At 70.7% G+C, this 26,928-nt stretch carries 28 protein-coding genes, 1 tRNA gene and 1 pseudogene; 14 read left to right on the forward strand and 16 right to left on the reverse strand.

Translation table 11 applies throughout. From position 1 onward, the window contains the following. Positions 1–3 precede the first annotated feature (3 nt). From BIU89_RS15950 to BIU89_RS15960, 3 genes are all read right to left on the reverse strand, one after another. Positions 4–858 carry a hypothetical protein gene (locus BIU89_RS15950; protein ID WP_071248213.1) on the reverse strand — a complete coding sequence of 285 codons (855 nt, stop codon included), beginning with the start codon at positions 856–858 and terminating at the stop codon, positions 4–6. Next, entirely contained in the window at positions 858–1,709 is an 852-nt protein-coding gene (locus BIU89_RS15955; protein ID WP_071248215.1) for a hypothetical protein, read from the reverse strand. The genes BIU89_RS15950 and BIU89_RS15955 overlap by 1 nt, the downstream gene beginning before the upstream one ends. Before the next feature lie 209 nt (positions 1,710–1,918). Then, positions 1,919–1,990 (reverse strand) — tRNA-Gln (locus BIU89_RS15960). 79 nt (positions 1,991–2,069) lie between these two features. On the opposite strand from BIU89_RS15960, the gene BIU89_RS15965 reads away from it, so the two are divergent. Next, a complete protein-coding gene (locus BIU89_RS15965) occupies positions 2,070–2,564 on the forward strand; it encodes a MarR family winged helix-turn-helix transcriptional regulator (protein WP_027465090.1) in 495 nt (164 codons plus the stop codon). Between the two features lie 47 nt (positions 2,565–2,611). Next, positions 2,612–3,088 (forward strand): VOC family protein, encoded by a 477-nt coding sequence (locus tag BIU89_RS15970; RefSeq protein ID WP_071248218.1) that lies wholly within the window; start codon positions 2,612–2,614, stop codon positions 3,086–3,088. Positions 3,089–3,094: 6 nt separating this feature from the next. On the opposite strand, the gene BIU89_RS15975 is transcribed toward BIU89_RS15970, so the two are convergent. The 7 genes and pseudogenes from BIU89_RS15975 to BIU89_RS16000 all read right to left on the reverse strand — a co-directional run bounded on the left by BIU89_RS15975 (position 3,095) and on the right by BIU89_RS16000 (position 8,321). Next, positions 3,095–4,417: an ABC-F family ATP-binding cassette domain-containing protein gene (locus BIU89_RS15975; RefSeq protein ID WP_412163250.1), complete on the reverse strand. Its 1,323-nt coding sequence runs from the start codon at positions 4,415–4,417 to the stop codon at positions 3,095–3,097. A 56-nt stretch (positions 4,418–4,473) separates the two neighbouring features. Continuing rightward, positions 4,474–4,942: pseudogene (locus tag BIU89_RS19190) on the reverse strand (ATP-binding cassette domain-containing protein); the annotation flags it as partial. A 231-nt stretch (positions 4,943–5,173) separates the two neighbouring features. Beyond that, entirely contained in the window at positions 5,174–5,572 is a 399-nt protein-coding gene (locus BIU89_RS15980; RefSeq protein WP_051596635.1) for a PLDc N-terminal domain-containing protein, read from the reverse strand. Between the two features lie 85 nt (positions 5,573–5,657). Beyond that, positions 5,658–6,098, reverse strand: a complete 441-nt coding sequence (locus tag BIU89_RS15985; RefSeq protein WP_071248225.1) for a molybdenum cofactor biosynthesis protein MoaE — start codon at positions 6,096–6,098, stop codon at positions 5,658–5,660. Next, on the reverse strand, positions 6,095–6,607 hold the full coding sequence (locus tag BIU89_RS15990; RefSeq protein ID WP_071248228.1) for a MogA/MoaB family molybdenum cofactor biosynthesis protein: 513 nt from the start codon (positions 6,605–6,607) through the stop codon (positions 6,095–6,097). Before BIU89_RS15990 ends, BIU89_RS15985 begins: the two co-directional genes overlap by 4 nt. Further along, positions 6,604–7,092, reverse strand: a complete 489-nt coding sequence (moaC, locus tag BIU89_RS15995; RefSeq protein ID WP_071248230.1) for a cyclic pyranopterin monophosphate synthase MoaC — start codon at positions 7,090–7,092, stop codon at positions 6,604–6,606. Before moaC ends, BIU89_RS15990 begins: the two co-directional genes overlap by 4 nt. Beyond that, a complete protein-coding gene (locus BIU89_RS16000; protein WP_071248233.1) occupies positions 7,089–8,321 on the reverse strand; it encodes a molybdopterin molybdotransferase MoeA in 1,233 nt (410 codons plus the stop codon). Before BIU89_RS16000 ends, moaC begins: the two co-directional genes overlap by 4 nt. A 106-nt stretch (positions 8,322–8,427) precedes the next feature. Here BIU89_RS16000 and BIU89_RS16005 point away from each other — a divergent pair, with 106 nt between their 5' ends. From BIU89_RS16005 to BIU89_RS16040, 8 genes are all read left to right on the forward strand, one after another. Further along, positions 8,428–9,357: an MTAP family purine nucleoside phosphorylase gene (locus tag BIU89_RS16005; RefSeq protein WP_071248235.1), complete on the forward strand. Its 930-nt coding sequence runs from the start codon at positions 8,428–8,430 to the stop codon at positions 9,355–9,357. Next, on the forward strand, positions 9,354–10,424 hold the full coding sequence (locus BIU89_RS16010; RefSeq protein WP_071248238.1) for an NAD-dependent epimerase/dehydratase family protein: 1,071 nt from the start codon (positions 9,354–9,356) through the stop codon (positions 10,422–10,424). The genes BIU89_RS16005 and BIU89_RS16010 overlap by 4 nt, the downstream gene beginning before the upstream one ends. Positions 10,425–10,810: 386 nt before the next feature. Further along, the gene (locus BIU89_RS16015) at positions 10,811–11,560 is read left to right on the forward strand and encodes a glycosyltransferase family 2 protein (protein WP_027465082.1); all 750 of its coding nucleotides are present in this window, start codon (positions 10,811–10,813) and stop codon (positions 11,558–11,560) included. Next, positions 11,557–12,216, forward strand: a complete 660-nt coding sequence (locus tag BIU89_RS16020; protein WP_071248241.1) for a TIGR04282 family arsenosugar biosynthesis glycosyltransferase — start codon at positions 11,557–11,559, stop codon at positions 12,214–12,216. Before BIU89_RS16015 ends, BIU89_RS16020 begins: the two co-directional genes overlap by 4 nt. Further along, positions 12,213–12,875 carry a class I SAM-dependent methyltransferase gene (locus BIU89_RS16025; RefSeq protein ID WP_071248244.1) on the forward strand — a complete coding sequence of 221 codons (663 nt, stop codon included), beginning with the start codon at positions 12,213–12,215 and terminating at the stop codon, positions 12,873–12,875. Before BIU89_RS16020 ends, BIU89_RS16025 begins: the two co-directional genes overlap by 4 nt. A gap of 126 nt (positions 12,876–13,001) precedes the next feature. Beyond that, on the forward strand, positions 13,002–13,247 hold the full coding sequence (locus BIU89_RS16030) for a hypothetical protein (RefSeq protein ID WP_027465079.1): 246 nt from the start codon (positions 13,002–13,004) through the stop codon (positions 13,245–13,247). 145 nt (positions 13,248–13,392) lie between these two features. Further along, a complete protein-coding gene (pgm, locus tag BIU89_RS16035; protein ID WP_071248247.1) occupies positions 13,393–15,012 on the forward strand; it encodes a phosphoglucomutase (alpha-D-glucose-1,6-bisphosphate-dependent) in 1,620 nt (539 codons plus the stop codon). A gap of 223 nt (positions 15,013–15,235) precedes the next feature. After that, on the forward strand, positions 15,236–17,695 hold the full coding sequence (locus tag BIU89_RS16040) for an MDR family MFS transporter (protein WP_071248250.1): 2,460 nt from the start codon (positions 15,236–15,238) through the stop codon (positions 17,693–17,695). 154 nt (positions 17,696–17,849) lie between these two features. Here the strand turns inward: BIU89_RS16040 and BIU89_RS16045 are convergent, their stop codons facing one another. The 3 genes from BIU89_RS16045 to BIU89_RS16055 form a co-directional block, all read right to left on the reverse strand. Then, positions 17,850–18,356, reverse strand: coding sequence for a hypothetical protein (locus BIU89_RS16045; RefSeq protein ID WP_071248253.1), 507 nt, complete (start codon positions 18,354–18,356; stop codon positions 17,850–17,852). 40 nt (positions 18,357–18,396) lie between these two features. Continuing rightward, on the reverse strand, positions 18,397–20,205 hold the full coding sequence (locus BIU89_RS16050) for an alpha/beta hydrolase (protein ID WP_071248256.1): 1,809 nt from the start codon (positions 20,203–20,205) through the stop codon (positions 18,397–18,399). Positions 20,206–20,306: 101 nt separating this feature from the next. Then, complete coding sequence (locus BIU89_RS16055; RefSeq protein ID WP_139179287.1) at positions 20,307–21,197, reverse strand: DNA-methyltransferase; 891 nt, start codon at positions 21,195–21,197, stop codon at positions 20,307–20,309. A 125-nt stretch (positions 21,198–21,322) separates the two neighbouring features. On the opposite strand from BIU89_RS16055, the gene BIU89_RS16060 reads away from it, so the two are divergent. Continuing rightward, a complete protein-coding gene (locus BIU89_RS16060; RefSeq protein WP_027465074.1) occupies positions 21,323–21,613 on the forward strand; it encodes a GNAT family N-acetyltransferase in 291 nt (96 codons plus the stop codon). A 37-nt stretch (positions 21,614–21,650) separates the two neighbouring features. Here BIU89_RS16060 and BIU89_RS16065 read toward each other — a convergent pair whose 3' ends face one another. From BIU89_RS16065 to BIU89_RS16075, 3 genes are all read right to left on the reverse strand, one after another. Further along, positions 21,651–21,980, reverse strand: coding sequence for a hypothetical protein (locus BIU89_RS16065; RefSeq protein ID WP_051596634.1), 330 nt, complete (start codon positions 21,978–21,980; stop codon positions 21,651–21,653). 166 nt (positions 21,981–22,146) lie between these two features. Beyond that, on the reverse strand, positions 22,147–23,196 hold the full coding sequence (locus BIU89_RS16070) for a lipoate--protein ligase family protein (RefSeq protein WP_071248259.1): 1,050 nt from the start codon (positions 23,194–23,196) through the stop codon (positions 22,147–22,149). Between the two features lie 131 nt (positions 23,197–23,327). Then, positions 23,328–24,197, reverse strand: coding sequence for an alpha/beta hydrolase (locus BIU89_RS16075; RefSeq protein WP_071248262.1), 870 nt, complete (start codon positions 24,195–24,197; stop codon positions 23,328–23,330). Between the two features lie 105 nt (positions 24,198–24,302). Here BIU89_RS16075 and BIU89_RS16080 point away from each other — a divergent pair, with 105 nt between their 5' ends. From BIU89_RS16080 to BIU89_RS16090, 3 genes are all read left to right on the forward strand, one after another. Continuing rightward, the gene (locus tag BIU89_RS16080; RefSeq protein ID WP_027465071.1) at positions 24,303–25,460 is read left to right on the forward strand and encodes an inorganic phosphate transporter; all 1,158 of its coding nucleotides are present in this window, start codon (positions 24,303–24,305) and stop codon (positions 25,458–25,460) included. Between the two features lie 11 nt (positions 25,461–25,471). Further along, entirely contained in the window at positions 25,472–25,741 is a 270-nt protein-coding gene (locus tag BIU89_RS16085; RefSeq protein ID WP_071248265.1) for a hypothetical protein, read from the forward strand. A gap of 162 nt (positions 25,742–25,903) precedes the next feature. Beyond that, on the forward strand, positions 25,904–26,848 hold the full coding sequence (locus BIU89_RS16090) for an acetamidase/formamidase family protein (RefSeq protein ID WP_254791670.1): 945 nt from the start codon (positions 25,904–25,906) through the stop codon (positions 26,846–26,848). Positions 26,849–26,928: the final 80 nt, after the last annotated feature.

The raw sequence follows: 26,928 nt of genomic DNA on the forward strand, positions 1-26,928 counted from the left end.
GAGCTATTTGCCGACGCGCAGGTCATCCGTGATCCAGCGCTCTATCTCGTTGCGAACTGTAGCTTCGACCGCCAAGTCGACAGACTTGTAGATCATGCCGATGAAGTCGGTCGGCATCTTCTCGATGGAGCCGTCCTTGAGCAGCGCGCAGCGGCGGCCCGTCATGAGCATTGAGCCGACCTCGGTAACTAGGTTGTAGTTCAGCCCGCGCTCCACCTTGTCCTCAAAGAATCCGATGCCGTAACGCGATCCCCACATGTGCGCCATGACGTTCGGCCACAGATCGTCGACCAGCTGACGGTCGGACGCTAGATGGAACTCAAGTCCGTAGTCTGCACAGACCTCCTTTGCCACCGAAAGTGCCCGCCCAACCGGGTCCCGCGCCTCGGCTTTCGCATCTGGGAAACGGGTCATGCCGAAGACGTTGGTGTCGAAGGGGTGCTCCTCGAGGAAGCCGCGAAGGGGTTGAACGAGAGCGGGCGGTGCGAGAGTCGGCGGCACCAGCGCGAGTTGCGTCTGGCCAAACACCGGAGCATTACTCGATGCAGCCTCGGCCGTAAGCGCGACCAGGTCGAGACCCGACATGTACTCGGCAATCCTCTCGTGACCCGCAGGCGTGACCTTGTACCGGCCGTTGCCCGGCACCGATGTGAGCAGCTTTTTCGTCTTGAGTGAGGCGAAAGTGTTACCGATCTTCGCGGGTGCCGGCACCGCAAAGTTATGAAACATCTGCAGGACAGCGGCCGGCGTCACAACCTTGTCATCCGCGCGGTCTGCCGCGAGTGCAGCGAGCACCAGTGCCTGAACTTGCGAATCGAGACGCTGCAAACGCAGCGCTACCGAATCATGACTGGGCATCAGGCGTCGTTCTTCGCGCCAACAGTCGCAAGGTAGGCCTCGCCGTCGCTGGTGATTCGGATGGTCTGATCCTGCGTTGAGCGATTTGCGTAGCCCGGTCCCTTCGCACTGTTAAATGCGGCGGTGATTTGCCCGTTTGGAATACCGTCGCCGATGTGGTCGGTGATCCATTCAACGTCCTTGTTCGCCAAGCCCTTGACGCCGTGCTTTTTCGCATACAAGAGCACCCAAAGGAGCTTATCCTTGTTGAACTTCATCTTGCTGTAGGGAGGGAACCCATCCATGGTGGAAGCGAACTCATCGAGCCCAGCGAAGATTTCCGGCTTGCTTTTCGCCTTCTGGGCCTTGGCTGTCTTGCGCGGCGCTCGCGTCTTGGAACCTCCCGCGAAGGAGAAGCCATCGTCAAAGATTCCGTCGACCTTGGTGGTCAGATAGAACTCGCCTGCCCCCTCTTCCGCAATCCATCCCGCTGAAACCGCCTGCGACAGATCCCGTGAGAAGTTACCTGGCGCATTCTCCCGCGCGCGCCGGAACTGCGCCTTGACATCCTCTGCCTTGAAGGTGTCGCCGCCATCCTGGAGCACGAAGGCCCCGAGCGCGACAATCTTCTCCGGATTCCTTTTCGCACCCGAGATCGCGATTGCGTCGCGGGGGCTCTCCACCTTCTTGCGGTTAGAAGACTGGCGATCGGGTTCAACAAAGCCGACCGCGGGGCCGTCCAAACCGTCGGACGAGACGGCCTCCCCCTCATCACTGTTGAGGAACGTGATGATGCGCGCCGCCTGAGCGACGCTGATCTCGTCCTCGTAGCTGACCTTGCCAGTGATGCTGATCTTGAGGATGTCTACCATCTCCCCAATGTATCAGGCACGTCGGCTCAGCACTACAGGTACTACATCAGTACATTGCTCAACTTGGCCCCGCTGGGCGGCGTGGCGTCGCAGCGGATCGTTCGGCTTCCTCTCCGGCCGATAACGCTGAATACAGTTTCGAACCCGGATCTCACGGCTTCGCGCCTGCGCCGTCGTGAGGTGAAGCAACGTGGACGGCGTGGTCCCCGCTCCGCCTCCAGGATTCGAACCCGGACCTAACGGCACCAAAGGCCGTCGTGCTGCCATTACACCAAGGCGGAACGCACCCGGAGGTGCTCCTCCATCTTCCCACGACCGACGAGGCTGGCTGTCCGCTCCGGGTTCGGCCAAGATGGAGGGATGCCGCATGAGGACGAGGTCGATCGCATCGTCGCGGCGTGGGGTCGTGAGCGTGCCGACCTCGACTTCGGCCCGCTCGAGGTCCTGTCCCGCGTGGACCGGCTCGCCCGGCACCTGGACCGCGCCCGGCGGACGGCGTTCGACGCGAGCGACATGGAACCGTGGGAGTTCGACGTCCTGTCGGCCCTGCGGCGGGCGGGTGAGCCGTACGAGCTGAGCCCGAAGACCCTGCTGCAGCAGACCCTGGTGTCGAGCGGCACGATGACGAACCGGGTGGACCGCCTGGCGGCCCGCGGCTTCGTGGGGCGACGGACCGACCCGAAGGACGGCCGCGGCATCCTCGTCTCGCTGACGGGCAAGGGCCGGGTGGCGGTGGACGCGGCGATCGCAGACCTGCTGGCCGCCGAGCGGGACATCCTGTCCGGGGTCTCCGCCGACGAGCAGGGCCAGTTGGCCGGGCTGCTCCGCCGGCTCATCCTGGGCCTCGGGGACTGACCGACAGCGTGACACGGGCCGAGCGGCCCCGGCGTATCGTGCGGCGCATGCACGCCATCACCCTCGCCGTCGCCGACGTCGCTCGATCGGCCGAGTTCTACCGCGCCCTGCTCGGCATCGAGGGCAGCGGCGTCATCGGGACCGAGTACCCCGCCACCGAGACGCAGGCCGGCGGCACCACGGCGATGTTCACCCTCGACGACGGGCTGATCATCAGCGTCTACGGCCGTGACGACATGGCGAAGGACTCCGGCGTGCAGCTGGCCACGGCACCGAGCAGCACGATCGGGCACTTCACGGGCAGCCAGGCAGAGGCGGAGGCGTTCCTCGAGCGAGCACAGGCAGCGGGCGCCACGATGCCCGAACCGCCGTACACGCGCCCGTGGGGCATGTGGTCCGGCTTCTTCCAGGACCCGGACGGCCACCTGTGGGAGGTCGTGGCGAACCCCGGCGGCGGGGCCCCCGAGGACGCCACACCGACGGACAGCAGCCAGGACGCGAGCGACCCCGCGTCCGTCGAGTAGACCGCCTCAGACCCCGAGCAGCTCCGCGACCTCGAGCCAGCGCTCCTCGAGCTGCTCGACCTCGGCCTCGAGCGCACCGAGCTTCGCCTGCAGTTCGCCGAGTCCGGCGTAGTCGGACTGGTCGTGCGTCGCGAACTGGTCGAGCAGCTTCTTGCGGTCCGCGCCGACCTTCGCGATCTTGCGGTCGAGCGCAGACATCTCCTTCTCGGCCGTCCGCCGGTCCGCTCCCGACAGGGCGGACGCACCGGCGGCCTTGGACCCGGCCACGGCACCGGCCGAGCCGGTCCCGCCGACGGTGTCGGGCCTCCCGGCAGACGCGGCGGCAGCCGCAGAGGCGGTCCCGCCACCGGTTCCGGCCTCGCGCAGACGCATGTACTCGTCGACGCCGCCGGGCAGGTGGCGCAGGTGCCCGCCGAGCACGGCGTACTGCTGGTCGGTGACGCGCTCGAGCAGGTACCGGTCGTGGCTGACGACCAGCAGGGTGCCGGGCCAGGTGTCGAGCAGGTCCTCCATGGCGGCGAGCATGTCGGTGTCGAGGTCGTTGGTGGGCTCGTCGAGGATCAGCACGTTCGGCTCGTCGAGCAGGATGAGCATGAGCTGCAGGCGCCGCTTCTGCCCACCGGACAGGTCCTTGACCGGCGTGGAGAGCTGCTCCGAGGTGAAGCCGAGCCGCTCGAGCAGCTGCGACGGCGTCATCTCCTTGCCGTCGGCGACGTAGCTCGTCTTCTTGCGGGCCACGACCTCGCGCACGCGGTCGTCGGCGAACTGCTGCAGGTCGGCGAGCTGCTGGTCGAGCACCGCGACCTGCACCGTCTTGCCGGTCTTCACCCGCCCGCTCGTCGGCTGCAGCCGGCCGGAGACCAGGTTGAGGAGCGTGGACTTGCCGGCGCCGTTCGGGCCGAGGATGCCGGTCCGCTCCCCCGGTGCGATGCGCCACTCGATTCGGTCGAGGATCTGTGTGCCGTCGAACGAGACGCTCACGTCGAGCAGGTCGACGACGTCCTTGCCGAGGCGCGCGGTCGCCGTCCGGGACAGCGCGACCGTGTCGCGGATCGGCGGGACGTCGTCGATCAGGGCGTTCGCCGCGTCGATGCGGAACTTCGGCTTGCTCGTGCGGGCCGGGGCACCGCGGCGGAGCCACGCGAGCTCCTTGCGGGCCAGGTTCTGGCGGCGCTGCTCGATCGTGGCGGCCTGCCGGTCACGCTCGACGCGCTGCAGGATGTACGCGGCGTAGCCACCTTCGAAGGGATCGACGACGCCGTCGTGGACCTCCCACGTGTCGGTCGACACCGCGTCGAGGAACCACCGGTCGTGCGTCACGACGACCATGCCGCCCTGGTTCGACGACCAGCGGCGGTTGATGTGCCCGGCGAGCCACTCGATGCCCTCGACGTCCAGGTGGTTGGTCGGCTCGTCCAGGAACAGGACGTCCCAGTCGCCGACCAGCAGCCGCGCGAGGGCCACACGGCGACGCTGCCCACCGGACAGCTCGTCGACGCTGACGTCCCACGGGATGTCCGAGACCAGACCGCCGATGATGTCGCGGATCTTCGGGTCACCGGCCCACTCGTGCTCCTCGAGGTCGCCGACGACGGTGCTGCCGACGGTCGCGCCCTCGGGCAGGATGTCGCGCTGGTCCAGGTAGCCGATGGTCAGCCCGCGGCGGTGCGTGACGCGGCCGCCGTCCGGCTCGAGGCGCTGGGACAGCAGTGCGAGGAGGGTCGACTTGCCGTCGCCGTTCCGGCCGACGACGCCGATCCGGTCACCCTCGTCGATGCCGAGGGTGACGTTGTCGAAGACGACCTTGGTGGGGAACTCGAGATGCAGGTTCTCGGCGCCGAGGAGATGTGCCACGCGTCAAGGGTAGGTGGCGCGGCGGGGTGGTGGGTGCGGGGCGGGTGGTTCGGGTGTTCGGCCAGCTCTGGTCGCACGGTGCGCGCTTGTTCGAGTGGTGCGAGGTTGCCCACTCGGTGCGAACCCGTAGCGGCACACGGAGCGCGTAACCTCGCACCAGCCGACAGACTGCGCACGGTGCGTCGGCGAGGCGGCGCTTGGCGCGTCGGTGCGACGGCCTGGAGGCCCGGGTCAGCTCGCGGGGGCCGCGTCGCCTTCGCCCGCGGCCTCCTTTGCACGCTTCAGGCGGGCCTGCGCCTCCCAGTACTCGATCTCGCGCTCGAGCTCGGCGAGCTCCTGCTCCGTGCCGGTCACGCGCTTGGCGCCGTGCGCACTGCGGGCATCGCCGAGGGTGGCGTACCGGTCCTCGTGGCGGGTCGGCTCGATGTAGCGACCGTGGTTCCGTTCGCCCGGAGCCCAGTCGTGGCCGATGGCGAACCAGACGATGCTGCCGACGACCGGGACCAGGATCACGAGGATCACCCACGCGATCTTCGGCAGGCCGCGGATCTGGTCATCCGTCTTCGTCAGGATGTCGATCAGGGCGAAGACCAGCAGGATGACGGTGATCCCGGGCAGCAAGACGCTCATGTTCGCGATTCTATGGATCCGCTTGGAGTCTCACCATGCCCCGAACGAGCGTCCCGGTTGCGAAGGTGCACAGGGTGGGGGCCGGTCACAGCGCCGCGACCCACTCGTCCGTCCCGTCGGCGAACCGCTGGTGCTTCCAGATCGGCACGCGCTCCTTCACCAGGTCGACCAGCGCACCACATGCGGCGAACGCCTGAGCCCGGTGCGACGACGACACCGCTGCGGCGAGCGCGACGTCCCCGATGCCGAGTGCCCCGACGCGGTGCAGCACGGCGATCCGGACGTCGGGGTGGTCCGCGGCGATGGTCCGGGCGACCTCGGTGATGACGTCGCCGGCGCTGGGGTGCCGCTCGTAGTCGAGCGCCGTGACGCCCTTGCCACCGTCGTGGTCACGGACGATGCCGGCGAAGGTCACCACGGCGCCGTCCTGCTCGGTGGCCACCACGGCTGCGACCTCGTCGACGCTGATGTCGCGGTCGACGACGTCGGCCAGCACGACCCGTGCGGTGGCCTCGGTGCTGTTCACGAGGCGCTCCGCGGGGCGTGGCCCTCGCCGTGCACCTGGGCGACGACGTGGTCGAGCACACCGTCGAGCACGGCGAGCCCGTCGGACACCCCGCCGCGCGACCCGGGCAGGGTGACGAGCAGGCACCCGGCGTTCGTGACCCCGGCGACGCCGCGGGTGAGCAGCGCGGTGGGGCCGGCACCCGCGAGTCCGCGTCGGCGGATCTCCTCGGCGATGCCGGGTAGTTCGAGGTCGATCAGCCCCGCCACCGCCTCGGGGGTCCGGTCGGTCGGGGTGACCCCGGTGCCACCGGTGGTGATGACGACCCGTGCGTCGGCCAGGAGTTCGGCGGTGACGGTCTCGGTGATCGCGCCGCCGTCGGGGACGATGATCGGGTCGCTCGTCGTGAACCCGCGGTCGCGCAGCCAGTCGACGATGACGGGTCCGGTGCGGTCGAGTGCGGGGTCGGCGGCGGCCTGCGTGGACACCACGACGACGGCGGCCCGGCCCCTGGTCGGCTCGGCGGTCATCGGTGGCTCCAGTCCCCGGAGCGCCCGCCGTGCTTCTCGAGCACGCGCACGTCCGTGATCACGGCCGCTCGGTCGACGGCCTTCACCATGTCGTACACCGTCAGGGCGGCGACGCTCGCCCCGGTCAGGGCTTCCATCTCGACGCCGGTGCGCGAGGTCGTGCGGACCGACACCTCGATCAGCACGCGGTCGTCGGTGCCGGTGATGTCGACCTGCACGCCGGCGATCGGCAGCGGGTGGCACAGCGGGATCAGGTCGGAGGTCTTCTTCACCGCCATGATCGCGGCGATCCGGGCGGTGCCGACGACCTCGCCCTTGGGCAGCGAGCCGTCGAGGATGCGTGCGACGACGTCGGGGCGTGTGACGACGGTTGCGGTGGCGGTGGCCGACCGGTCGGTGACGTCCTTCGCGGAGACGTCGACCATGTGCGCGCTGCCGTCGGCGCGGACGTGCGACAGCTGATCGGAGGCGGACGGGTCGGTCATCGGAGGCTCCAGACGGTGAGGGGGTCGCCGACCTCGACGGTGTCGACCCCCACGGGGACGTGCACCAGGTGGGTGGCGGCGGCGTAGTGCACGAGCAGGTGTGAACTCGGCCCACCGACGAAGTGCACGGCCCCGTCCTGCACCCGGCCGCGACGGACCTGGTGCTTGCCGACGGGTGAGCCGGCCGCGGACGCCGCCGGCAGGACCTGCGTGGGGCGGTCCGGCACGAGTCCGACGGCGGCGGCGAGCAGGGGGCGCAGGAACACCTCGAACGAGACGAGCGCCGACACCGGGTTGCCGGGGAAGGACACGACCGGTACGGCGCGACCGTCTCCGAACACGACGCTGCCGAACGCCTGCGGCCCACCGGGTTGCATCGCGACCGGCGTCACCGCGAGCCCGCGGGGTTCGAGCGCCTGTCGGACGACCTCGTACGCCCCGGCGCTGATGCCCCCGGTGGTCAGCACGAGGTCGGCCCAGTCCCCCACGGCTGCATCGATCGCCCGGTCGAAGGCAACGACGTCGTCGGGCACCCGGACGGCCCGCGAGTCCGCACCGACCTGGGCAAGGGCAGCCCGCAGCGCGATGCCGTTCGCGTCGCCGATGGTCGCCGCATCCGTGTCGGCTCCCTGCAGCTCCGAGCCGGTCGACACGACGAGGACCCGCAGCGGTCGGCGCACCGACACGGTCGTCACCCCCGCAGCAGCCAGGGCCCCGAGCAGCGCCGGCGTGACCGCGGAACCGGCCGGAGCGAGCTCGGCACCGGCGGGCAGGTCGCTGCCGGTGACCCGCACGAACGTGCCGGCGGTCAGGTCGGCGGGCACCGTCACCCGGGGCAGCTCGAGCGCCGCCGGGAACGCGCCGGGCTCGGTCGCCTCGACCGGGAACACCGCGTCGGCGCCGGTCGGGATCCGTGCACCGGTCATGATCGGCGCGGCCGTGCCGGGCTCGAGCGGTTCGGGCACCACGCCGGCGGGGATCGGTTCGACGACCCGGATCTGCTGCCCCGCCTCGGCGACCCGCACCGCGAACCCGTCCATCTGGCTGTTGTCGAAGGGCGGCAGCGGAACGGGCGACAGGACGGCGGCCGCGAGCACGCGGTGTGCGAACCCGGCCCCGAACCCCGCGCCGACGAGCTCGTCGATCGGCAGTTCTTCTGCTCCGAGGCCCGCCACCACCGGCGCGAGCAACGCCGCCAGGTCGTCGCGGTGCTGACCGATCGTTCGCACAGGTGCCTCCGAACAGGGGTTGGTGGCGCCGTTCCCGGTTCGCCCGGTGGCGCCGTCAGTAGCGTATCCAGCGCGCAGCCCGCGCCGACGACCAACCGGAGGACCTGTGGAGAACGACGAAGCCGTGACGATCGGTGTCATCGGAGGCTCCGGCCTCTACCAGCTGTTCGAGGAGGGCACCGCCGACGAGCTCGACGTCCCGACCCCGTTCGGCCCGACGTCGAGCCCGATCAGCATCGGCAGGATGGCCGGACGACGGGTCGCGTTCCTGACCCGCCACGGCCGTGAGCACTCCGTCGCCCCGCACCGCATCAACCACCGTGCGAACGTCTGGGCGCTCCGTTCGCTCGGCGTCCGCGCGATCGTGTCCTCGAGCGCCGTCGGCGGCCTGCACCCCGACTACGCCCCGGGCACCTTCGTCGTGACGGACCAGCTCATCGACCGCACCTGGGGCCGCGCCGACACGTTCTTCGAGGACGACGTGCAGCACCTGTCCTTCGCCGATCCCTTCGACCCGACGCTCCGCCGCGCGGCGATCGACGCCGTCGCCGGACTCGACGTGCCGTTCCGTCCGACCGGCACGTGCGTCGTCATCCAGGGTCCCCGGTTCTCCACCCGCGCCGAGTCCGTCTGGCTCCGGCAGGCCGGCGGCCACACCATCAACATGACGATGACGCCCGAGGTCCCCCTGGCCGCCGAACTCGGCATCGCCACGGTGAACCTGTCGTTCGTCACCGACGCCGACGCCGGCCTGGCCCCGACCGAGGACGAGGCCGCAGCTGCCGCCAGCGGTCCCGACGTCGACGACGCTGGCGCCGTCGTCACCCACGCCCTCGTCATGGAACGCCTCGCCCGCGCCAACGAGGTCATCGTCCGCGCCATCGGCCAGATCGTCGCCGCGATCCCCGCCGACTTCACCCCGCGCGAGCTCGTGCCGACCAGCGCGAGCGCCAGCATCATGCAGGCCCAGCCCGCAGGTGCCACCGCCACGCAGGCCCAGCCCGCCGCCACCGCCACCACGGGCCCCACCGCATGACCCGCCTCCTCGTCACCGGCGGCGCCGGCTTCATCGGTTCCGCGATCGTCCGCCGCGCCCTGGCCGACGGCCACGAGGTCCGCGTCCTCGACTCCCTGCGCGACGACGTGCACGGCGACCCCGCCGAGGTCATCCGTGCCCACCAGCAGCAGGGCATCGCGTTCGTGCACGGCGACGTCCGCGACCGGGTCGCCCTCGACGCCGCCCTCGACGGCATCGACGTCGTGTGCCACCAGGCCGCCAAGGTCGGCCTCGGCGTGGACTTCCAGGACGCCCCCGACTACGTCTCGTCGAACGACGCCGGCACCGCCCACGTCCTCGCCGGCATGGACCGGCACGACATCGGCCGGCTCGTCGTCGCCAGCTCGATGGTCGTCTACGGCGAGGGCGCGTACACCACCGCCTCCGGCGAGCCGACCCGTCCGCCGGCCCGCCGCCGCGAGGACCTCGACGCCGGCCGCTTCGACCCCATCGGCCCCGACGGTCAGCCCCTGCTGCCCGGCCTGATCGACGAGTCCGCCGCGCTCGACCCCCGCAACGTGTACGCGCAGACGAAGGTCGCGCAGGAGCACCTCGCCTCCAGTTGGGCCCGTGCCACGGGCGGCCGCGCGATCGCGCTCCGCTACCACAACGTCTACGGGCCGGGCATGCCGGCGAACACCCCCTACGCCGGTGTCGCGTCCCTGTTCCGCTCGGCGCTGGCCCGCGGCGAGGCACCCCGGGTCTTCGAGGACGGCGCCCAGCGACGCGACTTCGTGCACGTCGACGACGTCGCCGGCGCGAACGCCGCCTCCATCGCGGCGACCGCCGACCTGCCGTCGGACACGTTCCGCGCGTACAACATCGGCTCCGGCACCGTGCACACCATCGGCGACATGGCCGCCGCGATCGCCGGACCCGACGGCCCGCAGCCGGTCGTCACGGGCGAGTACCGCCTGGGTGACGTCCGCCACGTCACCGCGAGTTCGGCACGCATCGCCGCCGAGCTCGGCTGGCACGCCGAGGTCGACTTCGAGGCCGGCATGCGCGACTTCGCGACGGCACCGCTCCGCAGCGCCGTCCGCTAGCCGGAACGCGTTCGCGGGCCGGTCGGCGCGAGCGACGCCTGAGAGCACGGCCAGCCACCGGACGGGAGGCCCGGGACGGCCCCGCCCCGTGCCTCCCGTCCGAATTCCCCGCCCCCCACGGCCCCGCAGGACGCCGTCGCGTCGGCACCACGCCCCCTGCTGCGTGAGACGCCGCCGCATCCGGCGGCGTCTCGACGACACGACGGCGTCTTGCGCAACCACTCGCGGCACCCACGCGCGCACCCTGTCCCCCGTTCTGGGGACCGGACGCGCGCCGAGCGCGCTGAACGACCAGGACCCGGCAGTTTCCTGTACCCCGCAGCGCGTCGTCGTGTTGTGTCGAGTGCATGCCAGGACAGACCCGTCGATCCGACCGACCGCACCGAATGACGGACATGACTGTCGACGTGATCCTGCCGTGCCTCGACGAGGCGGACGCCCTGCCGAAGGTCATCGCGCGCCTCCCCACGGGTTACCGGGCCATCGTCGTCGACAACGGATCGACCGACGGATCGGCCGACGTCGCCCGCGCCCACGGTGCCCTCGTGGTGACGGAACCCGTCAAGGGGTTCGGTTCGGCCTGCGCCGCCGGGGTCGCCGCGGCGACCGCCGACTTCGTCGCGTTCTGCGACGCCGACGCCTCGATGGACCCCGCCGAGCTCCCGCCCCTGGTCGACCGCGTGGCCAGTGGCCGCGTCGACCTGGCACTCGGCCGTCGCGTCCCGACCGGCCGCGGCGCGTGGGCCCCGCACGCGCGGTTCGCGAACCGCGTCCTCGCCGTCCTCATGCACCGCGCGACCGGCTACCGCCTGCGCGACCTCGGCCCGATGCGTGTGATGCGCCGCGAGGACCTCGTCTCCCTCGACCTGCGCGACCGCCGCAGCGGCTACCCGCTCGAGATGGTCCTGGCCGCGCACGCCGCCGGCTGGCGCGTCGACGAGTCCGACATCGGGTACGCGCAGCGCATCGGCGACAGCAAGGTCACCGGAACGCTCCGCGGCACGATCAACGCGGTGCGGGACATGTCCCGTCTGCTCCGTGCGTACCGCCGGGAGGCCCGTGTCCGGGTCGTCGCACCGGGGCCGCTCCGCCAGGCGGCCGAGTCCACCCCCGTGGTCGAGGAGGCCCGCTCGTGACCGCCACCCATGCCAGCGACGCTGCTCGCGCCGACGTCACCGTCGCCGTCGTGGCGAAGGAGTGCCTGCCCGGCAAGGTGAAGACCCGGCTGACGCCGGCGCTCTCGCCCGAGGGCGCCGCACGCGTCGCGTCCGCGAGCCTCGCCGACACCCTGGCGACCGTCCGCGCACTGCCCGCGGCCCGCCGGGTCCTGTTCTTCGACGGCGACGTCGTGCCGGCTTCGGCCGAGGGGTTCGAGGTGCTGGACCAGCCCGGTGGCGGTCTGGACGAGCGCCTCGGGTTCCTGTTCGACGCCGTCGACGGTCCACTGCTGCTCGTCGGCATGGACACCCCGCAGGTGTCCACCGCGGACCTCGCACCGGTGTTCGACGACGCCGCCCGTGACGCCTGGTTCGGCCCGGCCGAGGACGGCGGCTTCTGGTCGCTGTACCTGCGACAGCCCACCGGCGACCTGCTGCGCGGCGTCCCGATGTCGCGTGACGACACCGGAGCCGTGCAGCTCGCACGCCTGACCGATGCCGGACTCGACGTGGGCGTGCTCGGGGAGCTGCTCGACGTCGACACGATCCCGGACGCCGAGCGGGTCGCCGACCTCGCTCCCGAGTCCGACTTCACCCGGGCACTCCGTGCCGAGACCGTGGGGAGCACCCGATGACCATGCACGCACCCGTCTCGTTCGGCGCCGGCGGCGGCGAACCGTACGCCCGTGCCCTGCGCACCGACGGCCACCTGCGCCTGACCGATGCCGACCGCCCCGACGCCGTCACCACGATGGACGTCGGCCGTTGGAGCGCCGCCGCCGACCGCGTCGACCGCTCGCTCCTCGACGACGTCGACGGCGGAGTCATCGACATCGGCTGCGGCCCGGGCCGGATGCTCGTCGCCGCACGGTCCCGGGGCATCCCGGCGCTCGGCGTGGACGTCTCCGCCGAGGCCGTGGCCATCGCGCAGCGCGCCGGCGGCACGGCCCTGCAGGGCTCCGTCTTCGACCCGGTGCCCGACGAGGGCCACTGGGACACCGCGCTGGTGATCGACGGGAACATCGGCATCGGCGGCGACCCGACGGCCCTGCTCGCACGCTGCCGCGAGATCGTGCGCGCCGGCGGCCGGGTCATCGTCGAGACGAACCCGGAAGCGGCGGCCGACCGCGTGTACACCGCCCGGGTGGTGGACGCCGACGGCAACGAGAGCGCCGGCTTCCCGTGGGCCGAGGTCGGCCTCGATGCCCTGCACCGGCACGCGGCGGACGCCGGGATGGTCCCGCGGCAGAGCTGGACGGACGAGGGCCGGAACTTCTGCGAGCTGCTCGCCTGAGCCTCCGACACGCGCTTGTTTTGCATCGTGCAAGACAAGTGCGTAGAGTGGTGGTCATCCAGCCGACGGCGTCGCGGTCGCCGGCTCGGTGACCTGCGGACCTCGGCACGACGACGAGGAGCACCCATGCAGAACCGTCAGAACCCCCTGGGCGGCGCCTACGTGACCGGCCTCGAGACCCGCACCGAACTCGGCGCCTTCACGGGCGACGCGACCCGCAGCCCGGTCGGCAGCTACACCGGCACCGGCATCGGCCGAGCACTCGGTCGCTTCGTCGACACGCAGTTCCGCCGTCCCGGCACCGCGACGTCCTCGACGCGCACCGTGACCGGCTCGTTCCGCACGGCGACGGGTTCGTTCCGCACCGCCTGAGGCACCTGCCTCCACAGACCGCGAGCGGTCGCCCGCCCCGGGTGTCCCCCCTCAACCCGGGTTGGGCGGCCGCTCGCTCGCGTTCCCCCGACCTCCGGTGCACTTCCCCCGAACGCGCCAGCGCGGCCGATGCCAGGATGGACGCATGAACGACCGCGCCGGCACCCCAGCGACCGCAGACGACCTCGTCGACCTCGACGAGCTCCTCGCCGCCTACCACGACCGAGTGCCCGACGTCTCGGTCCCCGAGCAGAAGGTCGTGTTCGGCACGTCCGGACACCGGGGGTCGTCGCTCGACACCGCCTTCAACGACACCCACATCGCCGCCATCACGCAGGCGATCGTGGAGTACCGCCGCGACCAGGGCACCGACGGGCCGCTCTTCATCGGCCGCGACACCCACGCGCTCTCGGCCCCCGCCGAGCAGACCGCTCTGCAGGTCCTCGCCGCCAACGGCGTGCGCGTGCTCGCCGACAGCCAGGACGGTTTCGTGCCGACGCCCGCGCTGAGCCACGCGATCATCCGCTACAACCGCGCCGGCAACCCGGACACGGCCGACGGCATCGTCATCACGCCGAGCCACAACCCGCCCCGCGACGGCGGCTTCAAGTACAACCCGCCGCACGGCGGTCCCGCCGACAGCGACGCCACGAGCTGGATCGCGAACCGCGCGAACGCGATCATCGAGGGCGGCAACGCCGAGGTGCAGCGCACCGAGGACGCCGCGCCCGAGCGCTACGACTTCCTGAACACGTACGTCGCCGACCTCGAGAACATCATCGACATCGCCGCGATCAAGCGTGCCGGCGTGAAGATCGGTGCCGACCCGCTCGGTGGCGCCTCGCTGCCGTACTGGAACGCCATCCGCGACCACTACGGACTCGACCTGACCGTCGTGAACCCCGAGGTCGACCCCACGTGGGCGTTCATGACGCTCGACTGGGACGGCAAGATCCGGATGGACCCGTCGAGCCCCTCGGCGATGGCTTCGGTCCTCGCGCGCAAGGACGACTTCGACGTGCTGACGGGTAACGACGCCGACTCCGACCGGCACGGCATCGTCACGCCCGACGGCGGACTGATGAACCCGAACCACTACCTCGCGGTCGCGATCGAGTACCTCTACGCGCACCGGCCCGAGTGGCGCGACGACGCCGCGATCGGCAAGACCCTGGTGTCGTCGAGCATCATCGACCGCGTCGCCGAGTCCCTGGGCCGTCGCCTGTGGGAGGTCCCGGTCGGCTTCAAGTGGTTCGTCCCCGGCCTGATCGACGGCTCCGTGGCCTTCGGCGGCGAGGAATCCGCGGGTGCGTCGTTCCTGCGCACCGACGGCACCGCGTGGACCACCGACAAGGACGGCATCATCCTGGCGCTCCTGGCGTCCGAGATCGTCGCCGTCACCGGCAAGACCCCGTCGCAGCTCTACGCCGAGCTGACCGAACGCTTCGGTGCCCCGGTCTACCAGCGCGTCGACGCCGCGGCCTCGAAGGAGCAGAAGGCCCGCCTCGGCAAGCTCGACGGCGACGCCATCACCGCGGACACCCTGGCCGGTGACCCGATCACCGCGAAGCTGTCGAAGGCCCCGGGCAACGACGCAGCCGTCGGCGGCGTGAAGGTCGTCACCGACAAGGCGTGGTTCGCCGCGCGCCCGTCGGGCACCGAGGACGTCTACAAGATCTACGCGGAGAGCTTCGTCGGGCAGGAGCACCTCGAGCAGGTGCAGCGCGAGGCCAAGGAGATCGTCGACGCAGCCCTGGGCGCGTAGCGCCCTCGTCGGACGGGCTGCGGGTCTCGGACACCGCAGCCCGTCCGCCGGAACCGAGCCGGGCCTCCAGGCCGTGTGCCACCGGGGCCCACTGGGCGTACCGTGACTGCCGATCCACTCAGGAAGCCGTCTCGGTGCGACCGAGCACTTGCGGCAGTTGTAACTTTGCAGGCAGCGCAAAAATCGTTCTGCCAGCGCATCGGTACCCCGGGAGACCCTGCTCATGACCCAGACGGCGACCGCCCCCGCGGCCCCCACCACGGCGTCCAACGTCGTGATGAACCACCGACAGATCCTGTTGGTGATCTACGGCCTGATGGCCGGCATGTTCCTCGGTGCCCTCGACCAGACGATCGTCGGCACCGCGATCCGCACCATCGGTGACGACCTGCACGGACTCGACCAGCAGGCCTGGGTCACGACCGGGTACCTCATCGCGTCGACGGTGACGACCCCGATCTACGGCAAGCTCTCCGACATCTTCGGTCGCCGGCCGCTCTTCATCACCGCGATCGGCATCTTCATCGTCGGTTCGTTCGCGGCGTCGTTCTCCGACTCGATGCTCATGCTCGCCGGGTTCCGCGCGCTGCAGGGCCTGGGCGCCGGTGGTCTGATGTCCCTGCCGCTGGCGATCATGGGCGACATGCTCGCCCCACGCGAGCGGGCGAAGTACCAGGGCTACTTCCTGGCGGTCTTCGGCATCTCGTCCGTCATCGGGCCGCTCGTCGGCGGCGTCTTCGCCGGCGCGGACCAGCTGCTGTTCATCGCCGGCTGGCGTTGGGTGTTCCTGATCAACGTGCCGATCGGCATCATCGCCCTGTTCATGGTGCTGACGTTCCTGCACCTGCCGAAGTTCGGCGACCGGGGCAAGCCCCGCATCGACTGGTGGGGTGCGACGCTCGTCATCGTCACGCTCGTACCGCTGCTGCTCATCGCCGAGCAGGGCCGCGAGTGGGGTTGGGACTCCCCCGCCGCCTTCGCCTGCTACGCCATCGGCGCCCTCGGCCTGATCGCGTTCATCATCGTCGAGCGGGCCATGGGCGACGATGCGATCCTGCCGATGAAGCTGTTCGGATCGCGGGTGTTCTCGATGTCCGCGATCCTGTCCGTGCTCGTCGGCTTCGGCATGTTCGGCGCGATGCTGACGATCCCGCTCTACCTGCAGATCGTCAAGGGCGTGACCCCGACCGAGTCCGGCTTCGCCATGCTGCCGATGGTGCTCGGCCTGATGATCTCGTCGATCGCCTCCGGCCAGATCATCTCCCGGACCGGCAACTACCAGGTCTTCCCGATCACCGGAACGGCGTTCACGGCGATCGGCTTCACGGTCCTGACGTTCCTGACCGCCGACCGGCCCCTGTGGTTCCTGATGCTCGGTATGTTCGGCATCGGTCTCGGACTCGGGCAGCTCATGCAGACGCTGACCCTCGCCGCGCAGAACTCGGTGTCACCGCGGGACATCGGTGTCGCCACGAGTGCCGCGACGTTCTTCCGCCAGATCGGCGGCACGATGGGCACCGCTGTCCTGCTCTCCGTGCTGTTCACCCTGATGCCGACGAACATCAGCGCCGCGATGCAGAACGAGTCCGACCTGAAGAGCGCGCTGAACGCCGCGATGACGCCCTCGGTCGCGAACGCGTCGAAGAACCAGGGCGTGATGGACGAGATCTGGACGAAGATCGTCGACCCGGTGCAGAAGAAGGTGCAGGACGGTCTCGACCAGGGCACCGCGCAGGCGAAGCAGGCCGCCGACGCCGCCGTGACCAAGCAGGTGACGGCAGCGGTGCAGCAGCAGGTCGCCGCGGGGACCGTCCCGGCCGCCGCAGCGGACACGATCATCGCCCAGCAGGTCGACGACGCCAAGCCCGCAGCCGAACAGCAGGCGCTCGAGACGGCGGCCACGAAGGCGAACGCCTCGGTCGTCGACGGCAAGCTGCGGATCGACTACTCCGACAAGGGGCAGCGGGAGAACGTCGTCGAGCAGGTCGCCCCGACGCTCATCAAGCAGCTCAAGAGCGGCGACTCGGCCGCGAGCTCGTCCACCGACTCGGCGACGAGCGACACGTCGTTCCTGAACGGGGCGGACCCCCGGCTGAGCCGTCCGTTCCTGGTCGGGTTCAGCGACTCGGCCGTCCGCGTCTACTACGTCGGCCTCGCGGTGATCCTGCTCGCGTTCGTGCTGACGTGGTTCTTCCGGGTGCCGCCGCTCCGCAAGACTTCGGCGCTGCAGGAGCAGGCCGATGCCGCACGCACGGCTGCCGGTGCGGGGTCGGACGGGAGCGCCGCTGCAGCGGCTGCCGCCGCCGCACCTGGAGCTGCCCCGGTGCCGACGGGGTCGTCCTCCGCCGAAGTCCCGACCTCGCCCGACGTGCCGACGTCGCCGGACGTGCAGCCTCGGTCCGCCCGGGCCACCGGGGCGTCGGACGTCTCGGTGCTGCCGCACGGGGTCGACGACACCCGCGCGCCGCTGCCGAACGCCACGACGCACGGTGCACACTCGGCGGCTGCGCCGGTCGACGAGCCCCCGACGACGACCGGCGCCATCCGGACCCGGGCTGCCCACGCCGCCCCGGTCGTGGAGCCGGACGCCCACGGGGCCGGAGCCGATGCTGCGGAGGCGAGCCGCGCCTCCCGGCCGGACGCTGACGACGCGCACGCGCACGGGCGGCACTCCGCGGAGTAGTCGGCGCTGGCGCTCGCTCGCTGATGCCGAACGACGAGGTCGCTGTCGTACGACAGCGACCTCGTCGCATCTGCGCGCGTGCAACTGTTGCGGCCGCGCGGGAGCGACACCGTCGACGTCGTGCGACATCGACATCGTCGATCCCGTGCGGAGGCTACGAGCGCTCTCGCTCGCGCATCTCGACGTAGTCCCCGGCGGCGCACGCCGAGGTACCACTGACCGTGTCGCCCCCGCCGAGGTCGGAGGACTGGAACCCGATGTTCGCCACGCCGTCCCCGCTGCCGTCGACGCCGCTGTAGGACGCGTCGGCATCGGAGAACCGCTTCGTGTCGAGTCCGCGCTCGCCCCACAGCTTCTCGAGCGTCCGGATCCCCTGCTCGACGTCGCCGCGATCAGCACGGGACTTGATGTACGTGTAGTTCACACCCTCACCGACGCCGCGCTCGTCCTCACACGTGCCGAGCCGCGGCCCTTCCTGGACCGTCCACGTCCCGCCGAGCGCATCGGTCGTGTCGTCGACGAGCTGCTGGATGCTGCGCTTCGCATCGGCCGGCTCCTGGGTCGGTCGGTTCTCCATCTGTCCTCCAGAACAGCCGGCAGTCGTGCCGACGATCGCGATCGTGGTCACGGTGACTGCGATCCACTGCTTCAGGGCGGTCATCGGTGTCGGTTCTCCGTTGGGTCGTCGAGCGTCCAGCATGTCACCCTGCCGGCGTCACGCGGTCGCCGTGACCGGTCGTCGTCTTTGCCACGTTCCTCAGCGACTCCGTGCCCGGGTCGAGGTAGCCGTTGCCGCTTGCGGTGTGCACGCCGTGGTCCTTCACCGGGTCGAAGCCGTCGGCGCCGTCCGCGCCGAAGGTCTCCGCGCCGAAGCTGGAGTTCGTCGGGTCGAGCCGGTACGGCACGCTGAACCCTCTGCCGATGTAGGCGTACTGGTCGCCCAGCCCGGGAATGCCGACGAAGGTGTCCTGGGCCTGCCCCGCGTAGACGTGGTCAGCCTGGATGTCCTGCGCTGTCGGGATGGTCTGCGGGATGCCGGCAGACGCGATCGACGTGAACGAGTCGACGTGGACGCCGGGTGCTGTCAGTCCGATCGACGCCGTCGTGGTGCCGTACGAGTGTGCCAGGACGTTCGTCCGGGGCATGTCGCCGGCACGAACGGCGTCGAGCCCACGGATCGATGCCGCCAGCTTCGCCCCACCGCTCTCGGCCGCGTCCTCGTTGAAGACACCGAGATCAGGCGGCGCTGGAGGCGCCTCGTAACCCATCCAGGCGATCACCGCACGGTTTCCCGGGCCGTCCACCTTGACCTGCTCGTCCGCGACGTTCTGCGCTGCTTGTACCCAACCGGTCATCGTCTTAGTACTGGATCCCATCCCCGGAACGGCCCACGTGACGTTGGTCGCGGTGTCAAGGTCTCCGATCGAGACGGCGGCCAAGGGCGGGACGTCTCCCGTCAACGAAATGAGGAACCGGTTGTCCCCCAAGCTGGCCCGGATGCTCCTCAGCGCTTCGCGCTCATCGGGATCGAGGTTCTTGCGCGCGAGACGGTCGTCGAGGACCTCTTGGTTCGCGGTGTTCCGTGCCCAGTACGGGATCCCCTCGAGGTTCCCGAGCATCGCGAGCACCTCGGGCGGCAACGCCAGGAGGTCCACCTCGTTCGCCTTCGTCAGGCCGAGACCCGCCCAGGTCGCCGCGACCTCGGCCGGCGTGGCCCCGGGTGCGAGCAGGGTCTGGAACGACGGGGGGATCGTCGCAGCAGCAGCGAAGTCGAGGACGGAGTTCGAGAGCGTGCTGATTGCGCCGGCGCGTTCGAACGCGGACGCTATCCGCTCGATCCAATCTGCATCGGAAGCGTTCTCCTGCAGGTACCGGTCGAACCCCGGGAGCAGGGTCGAACTGGACACCTCTGCCCAGGAGCAGTTGCTCGTGAAGCCGGACCATGCCGTCCGCAGCTTCACCGCATGCTCCGAGAACCCGCGATCCGAGGCCCGCGCCGACGCCACGAAGGTCCGGAGCCGCTCGGGGTCCGCCGAACTGCGACCCATGCTCGACCCGCCAGCCGTTCGCGGACGGTCCGATGCGGAGAACGACGCCGAGATCGGTGTTGGTCGGATCGGGATGTCCGAGGGCTTCGGGTCGAACATCGGAGTCGGCTTGACCTCGAAGATCCCCAGCGGTTCATCGTCGGCCTGCTGACGCGCGGTCTCGCGTCCCTGCCAGGCGTCGACGGCGGCCAGCCGTTCGCGCTCTCGCTGGGCCTCACCGATGACGACCTGCACCGCGTCCGCAAGTCGACCGAGCGCACCGGCGAGGCGGACACGATCAGCGGCTTCGGCCACCGCAGCTTCGGCGAAGCGGTCAGCGTAGGCGCCGGAGAAGTCAGTGGAAGCGTCCTCGGCAGCTGATCGACGGGCGGAAGCCGCGAACAGCAACGTGATGTCCGCTCCAGTCGCCGCCTTGATCAGGCGGTTCGCCGCGCTTTCGTCGAACGGTATGGTCCCCAACATCGCCCCCGTGATGCTCGCGTCCGCTCATCGACGGCCGAGGCCTCAACCCTACCCATCGACGACGATGTGCGGACACTCCCGTCCCGGACCCTGCCCACGCCTCAGACCGCCGGCGCCGCGTCCCCCGCCGCTGCCGCCGGTGCTGCGGCCACCTCGAACGACGCACCCGGCAACCGCTTCCGCATCACGTCGATCGCCGCAGGGTTGTCGTCCACCAGCACGTACCGCCGCCCCAAGGCCTGTGCCACGGCGCCCGTGGTCCCGCTGCCCGCGAAGAAGTCGAGCACCCAGTCCCCCTCGCGTGAGGACGCCTGCACGATCCGCCGCAGCACCCCCTCGGGCTTCTGCGTGGGGTAGCCGGTCTTCTCGCGGCCGGTCGGCGAGACGATCGTGTGCCACCAGACGTCGGTGGGCAGCTTGCCGCGCTCGCGCTTCTCGGGGGTGACGAGACCCGGCGCCATGTACGGCTCGCGGTCGACGGCCTCGGAGTCGAACCAGTACCGCGACGGGTCCTTCACGTAGACCAGGATCGTGTCGTGTTTCGTGGGCCAGCGCGTCTTGGACTTGGCACCGAAGTCGTAGGCCCACACGATCTCGTTCAGGAACGACTCACGGCCGAACAGCGCGTCGAGCAGCACCTTGGCGTAGTGCGACTCGCGGTAGTCGAGGTGCAGGTACAGCGTGCCGTCGGCGGCGAGCAGCCGCCAGGCCTCGATGAGTCGGGGTTCAAGGAACGACCAGTAGTCCTCGAACCGGTCGTCGAAGCGCATCAGGTCGCCGCGCACCCGCTCGTAGGTCCGGCCGTGGAACCCCATCACGGGACCGTCGGCCTTCGGCACGGCGGACGTCGCGTGCCGACGCTGGTACCGGCCGGTGTTGAACGGCGGGTCGAGGTACACCAGCGTGAAGGACCCGTCCGGGTAGGCGGGGACCACGTCGAGGGCGTCGCCGAGGACGACGCGGTCCGGGCCTCGGTCGTCTCCCCTGCGCACGGACCCATTGTCGCGCACCGAGCGAGCACGCTCGACGCGCACCGCACCGCACCGCACCGCACCGCACCGCACCGCACCGAGCGAACACGCACCGCACGCCCAGGCCCCGGCGTACGGTCGAGTGCATGGCAGCAGCACCCGAGGTCCGCAACGACACCGACAAGCAGCAGTACTCCCTGATCGAGGACGGCGAGGTCATCGGCCTCGCGGCGTACGAGATCGACGGCGACGAGATCCGCTTCGTGCACACCGAGGTCGATCCCGAGCACCGCGGTGGTGGGCACGCGTCGATCCTGGTGCAGCACGCCCTCGACGACGTGCGTGCGAGTTCGTCACGCCGGGTCGTCGCGCAGTGCAGCTACGTGCACGCGTGGATCGAGCGGCACCCGGACTACCAGGAGCTCACGACGCGCTGACGCGGGCGACGCACAGACGAGCGCGGCGCCCGTCCGCTCAGTACGAGCGGTCGTGCGTCCCCACGCGGGCCTCGTGCCGCCCGGCGCTCCGCACCGTCGGCACCCGGATGAGCACGCTGCCGCTGAGCAGGTCGTGGTCGTCGTCCGCCGGTGACGGGGCTTGTTTCGGCAGGCGCGCCTGCCGTTCGTACTCGGCTTGCGTCTCGTGCCGGGTCGGTGCGAACACCTCGTCCAGCATCCCGACCATGCCTCCGGATCCACCGCTCCGCTGGGATTTGTTCGACAGGTCGATCCACCCCATGCGATCGGCGATCCACACCACGACGGCCACGGCGGCCACCGCCCCCAGGAAGATCAACCAGTTCACGGCAGCGACGCTACGTGGGCTGCGCGGCGAGCGGATCAGCCGCGCGGGGGATTCTCATCATCCACACGTCTGGTTCATGAGGTCGAGGCGCACACTCGAGGAAGCGGCGGCCGGGACGTCCCCCCTCAGCTCCGGCCGTCGCGTCCACCGTCGATCGGAACGGGGCTCACGGCACCCGCTCGAGCCACTCCTTCGTCGCGAACTTCGTCCGCACCAGCTCCTGCGCCCGCTCCCGCTCGGCCTGGGTGATGTGCCCCTCGGTCGCCCCGTACAGGCGGGTGAAGGTGCCGATCAGCCGCTCGATGATCTCGGCGCGGGACAGCCCCGTCTGCGAGCGGAGCGGGTCGACGCGCTTCGCGGCGCTGGTGGTGCCCTTGTCGCTCATCTTCTCGCGCCCGATGCGCAGCACCTGCACCATCTTCTCGCCGTCCATGTCGTAACTCATGGTGGCGTGGTGCAGCAGCGAACCGGTACCGAGGCGCTTCTGGGCGGCACCGCCGATCTTGCCCTTGGTCGAGGTGATGTCGTTGAGCGGCTGGTAGTACGCCTCGATGCCGAGCGACTTGAGCGCCTCGATCACCCATTCGTCGAGGAACGCGTACGAGTCGGCGAAGGTCATGCCCTGCACCAGGTCGGACGGCACGTAGAGCGAGTACGAGATCACGGCGCCGGCGTCCATGAACATGGCACCGCCGCCGGAGATGCGTCGGACCACCTGCACGCCGTACTTCTCGGCGCCGGCGGGGTCGACCTCGTTCTTGAGCGACTGGAACGACCCGATCACGACGGCCGGCTGGTCCCACTCCCAGATGCGCAGCGTGGGACCGCGACGGCCTGCACCGACCTCCTCGGTCAGCACCTGGTCGAGCGCGAGGTGCTCGTTCGGGCCGATCGGCCCCTCGTGCACGATCTGCCAGTCGTGGTCGCGCCAGGTCGAGGCCCGCGACAGCGCGCGGCGCACCGCGACGCCGACGGACTCGGGCGTGAAGCCGAGCAGCACCGCATCGGTCGGCAGGGCCGCCCGCACAGCTGCGGCGATGCCCGCGGCGTCGGTGGTGGCGGGGAGCCCGTTCACGGCCGCGTCGATGAGCGGCAGCGCGTCGTCGGGTTCCAGGAAGAAGTCACCCGCCAGGCGGAACTGCTGGATCGTGCCGTCGACGACCTCGAGGTCGACGACGACCAGCTTGCCTCCGGGGACCTTGTACTCACCGTGCATGCCGCAACCCTATTCCGGACGGCCGACTGCCCGGCAGTGGGCCGGCCTGGTGACGGACGGGAGGCCCGTGGCGGCGTCGCCACGGGCCTCCCGTCCGTCACCGGTCGCGTCGCAGGACGCGGCGAGCGCCGTCAGCGCGCCGTCACCCGGTCGAGCCACGCGACCAGGTCGCCGATGACCTCTGCGCGGTTCGTCTCGTTGTAGACCTCGTGCCGCGCGCCCTCGTACACCTGCACGGTCACGTCGGACAGCCGGCCGCGTCGGCGGTACGCCTGCGCCAGACGCTCGATCGAGCGCGGACCCCCGAGGGTGTCGTCGGAGCCGACCTGCAGCAGCATCGGCAGGTCGTGCGGGATCCCCCGCCGCGGCACCCCGAGCAGCCGGAGGGTGTCGGCGAGCCCGAACAGCCCGATGACGTCGGCCTCGACCGCCAGGGGGTCGAGCGCCATCGCGTCGATGATCGTGCGGTCGCGGGTGAGCCACTCGTACTTGGTGGGTCCCGACCCCGCGTGCCGTGCGTTGAGGTCGCCGCTGTTCATCCAGCCGGGCAGCCGGTAGGCGCTCGCGGACAGGACGACGCCGTCGTAGCGGTCCGACGAGGTGTTCACGATCCGCTGCGCCATGAGCGACCCCCACGAGTGCCCGAGCAGCACGAGCGGCAGCCCGGGTTCGTCGGCGCGCGCGACCGTGCTCATCTGCTCCACCGCGGCGATCGCCGCACGCAGGCCGCCGGGGCCGAGCCGACCGAGCTTGGCGTGGTCGCCGTCCCACTGGGTCAGGCCGGTGCGTCCGTGCCCGCGGTGGTCGTTCGCGTGCACGGTGTAGCCGGCGCGCACCAGGTCCTGCGCGAGCGGTTCGTACCGGAGCCCGTGCTCCCCGACCCCGTGCGCGATCTGCACGACACCCTTCGGCCGTGCCGCACGCCAGGTCGAGTAGACGATCTCGACGCCGTGGGCGTCGGTGAACGAGGCGTCGCCGCGAGCGGCGGAGAAGGTGGGCACACTCGCATCCTTTCAGACACTGCCATCCTCGCAGACGCGCTCCATCCCGGACCTGTTCACCCGGCGTTCACGCAGGGGGTTCCGGGCGGGCCTAGCGTCCTGCGCATGGACGTCATCGTCATCGTCACGCTGGTGATCGTCGTGGCCCTCGTGTTCGACTTCACGAACGGCTTCCACGACACCGCGAACGCCATGGCCACGTCGGTCGCCACGGGAGCTCTCAAGCCCCGGACCGCCGTGCTCATCTCCGCCGTGCTCAACGTGGTCGGCGCGTTCCTGTCCACCGAGGTCGCCAAGACCGTCTCGCAGGGCATCATCCGTGAGGGGCAGGACGGCATCCACATCTCCCCCACGATGATCTTCGCGGGGCTCGTCGGCGCGGTGCTCTGGAACCTGGCGACCTGGTACCTCGGGCTGCCGTCGTCCTCCACGCACGCGCTCTTCGGCGGGCTCATCGGCGCCTCGATCATCGGGGCGGGTCTGAACTCGATCAGCTGGGCGACGGTGGTGTCGAAGGTCGTGCTGCCGGCGCTGCTCTCCCCGGTCATCGCCGGGGTGATCGCCCTGGTCGCGACGTACCTGGCGTACGTGCTCACGAAGAACGCGACGACGCACGGTGCGGCGACGGGGTTCCGGCACGGGCAGACGATCTCGGCGTCGCTGGTGTCGCTCGCACACGGCACGAACGACGCGCAGAAGACGATGGGCGTCATCACGCTGACCCTCATCGCCGCGAACTACCAGGCCGCCGGCACCGGTCCGGCGCTCTGGGTGATCCTGGCCTGCGGGCTCGCGATCGGCCTCGGCACGTACATGGGCGGCTGGCGGATCATGCAGACCGTCGGCAAGAAGATCTCCGACGTGCAGTCGCCGCAGGGCTTCGCCGCCGAGACGAGCTCCGCCGCGACGATCCTCATCTCGTCGCACCTGGGCTTCGCGCTCTCGACGACCCACGTGACGAGCGGCGCGGTCGTCGGTTCGGGGCTCGGCAAGAAGCTCGCCGACGTGCACTGGTCGGTCGTCGGCCGCATCGTCGTCGCGTGGGTGATCACGCTGCCCGCCGCTGCGGTGGTCGGGGCGCTCGCGACCTGGCTCGCGTCGACCTCGGCCTTCGGGCTGGTGCTCGTCGCGGTCCTCGCCCTGGCCGGCGGGCTCACCTTCTACGTCCTCGCCAAGCGCAAGCCGATCTCGCACGAGGACATCACCACCGAGTCCGGGCCGGCCGAGCAAGCCGAGCCGCAGCCGACCGGCGCGACGAACTGAGGGGAACGACGATGGACATCGACTTCACCGCGATCGGCACGGTCGCCGGCGTCGGCTTCGTGGCCGCCGTGGGCCTGGTGCTCGTGTACACGCTCGGCCTCCGACTGCTCGGGACCGGGCAGCCGGACGACGCGGGCGGCGAGCGCACGCAGTACTCCGACGAGACCCCGCGCTCCGGGCACACCCCGCCGGCGGCACTGGCGGGAGCCGTGTTGTGCTTCGCGCTGTGCATCGCCGCGGTGCTGGCGGGCATCTGGTTGACGATCCCCCAGTTCCACTGAGGACGTTCCTTCCCAGAACACCCGCGATGCCTGGTGGAATCGGGCGTACCTGGTCAGAACTTCCGCCCAGGTACGCCCGATCCGCCCAGGTACGCCCGATCCGACCAGGCACGCCCGGTCCGACCAGGCATGCCCGGAACACCCGCCTGGGATGATCGACGGGTGACCACCCACCACCACCTCGACGCCACGGTCGACTCCGCCGTCGACGTCTTCACCGCCGAGCGCCAGCCGGTCCTGACCGTGGAACCGGGCGACACGGTGACCGTCCGAACCCTGAGCGCCGCGGGCTACACGGAACGCCAGCCGGGCCCGGGCCTCGACGCCCCGACCCTGATCGACCCGCGCCGGGGCCACTGCCTGGTCGGGCCGATCGCCGTCGCGGGCGCACGTCCGGGGATGGTCCTGGCGGTGCACTTCGACGACCTCGTGCCCGACGACTGGGGCTACACGGCCTCGGGCGGGGTCGACTCCCCGGTGAACCGCGCACTCGGCCTGACCGATCCGGCGTCGCGCGGCCCGCTGCTCTGGGACGTCGACGTGTCCGCCGGTGTCGCCGTGAACCAGCTCGGCCTCGGGGTGCGGACGGCACCGTTCCTCGGCGTCGTCGGCGTCCCACCCGAGCCCACCGGGGAGCACTCGACGATCCCGCCCCGCACGGTCGGCGGCGGCAACGTCGACTGCCGCGAGCTGATCGCCGGCTCGACCCTGTACCTGCCCGTGACGGTGCCGGACGCCCTGCTCCACGTCGGCGACGGGCACGCGGCCCAGGGCGACGGCGAGGTCTCCGGAACGGCGGTCGAGTGCGGCATGACCACGACGATGACCCTGACGCTCCTCGACCGGGCTCCGGTCGAGGGTGTGCACGCCGACACCCCCGCCGGACGCATCACCTTCGGCTTCGACGCCGATCTCAACGTCGCGACGGCCACGGCGCTCGACCGGATGGTCGACTGGATCGCCGGGCTGCACCGGATCGGCCGCGCCGAGGCACTCGCGATGGCGAGCGTGGCGGTGAGCATGCGCATCACGCAGGTCGCGAACCGCACGTGGGGCGTGCACGCGCTGCTCCCGCACGACGCGATCCTGACGGACGCGCGGCACTGAAGGACGGGAGGCCCGCCCACCGCGAGCCGACCGGCGCACGCTGGGCGGGCCTCCCGTCCGACGTTCCTTCCCATCGCACC

Origin of the sequence: Curtobacterium sp. MCBA15_005, from assembly GCF_001864855.1 — a bacterium.
GTDB classification, from domain to species: Bacteria; Actinomycetota; Actinomycetes; order Actinomycetales; family Microbacteriaceae; genus Curtobacterium; species Curtobacterium flaccumfaciens.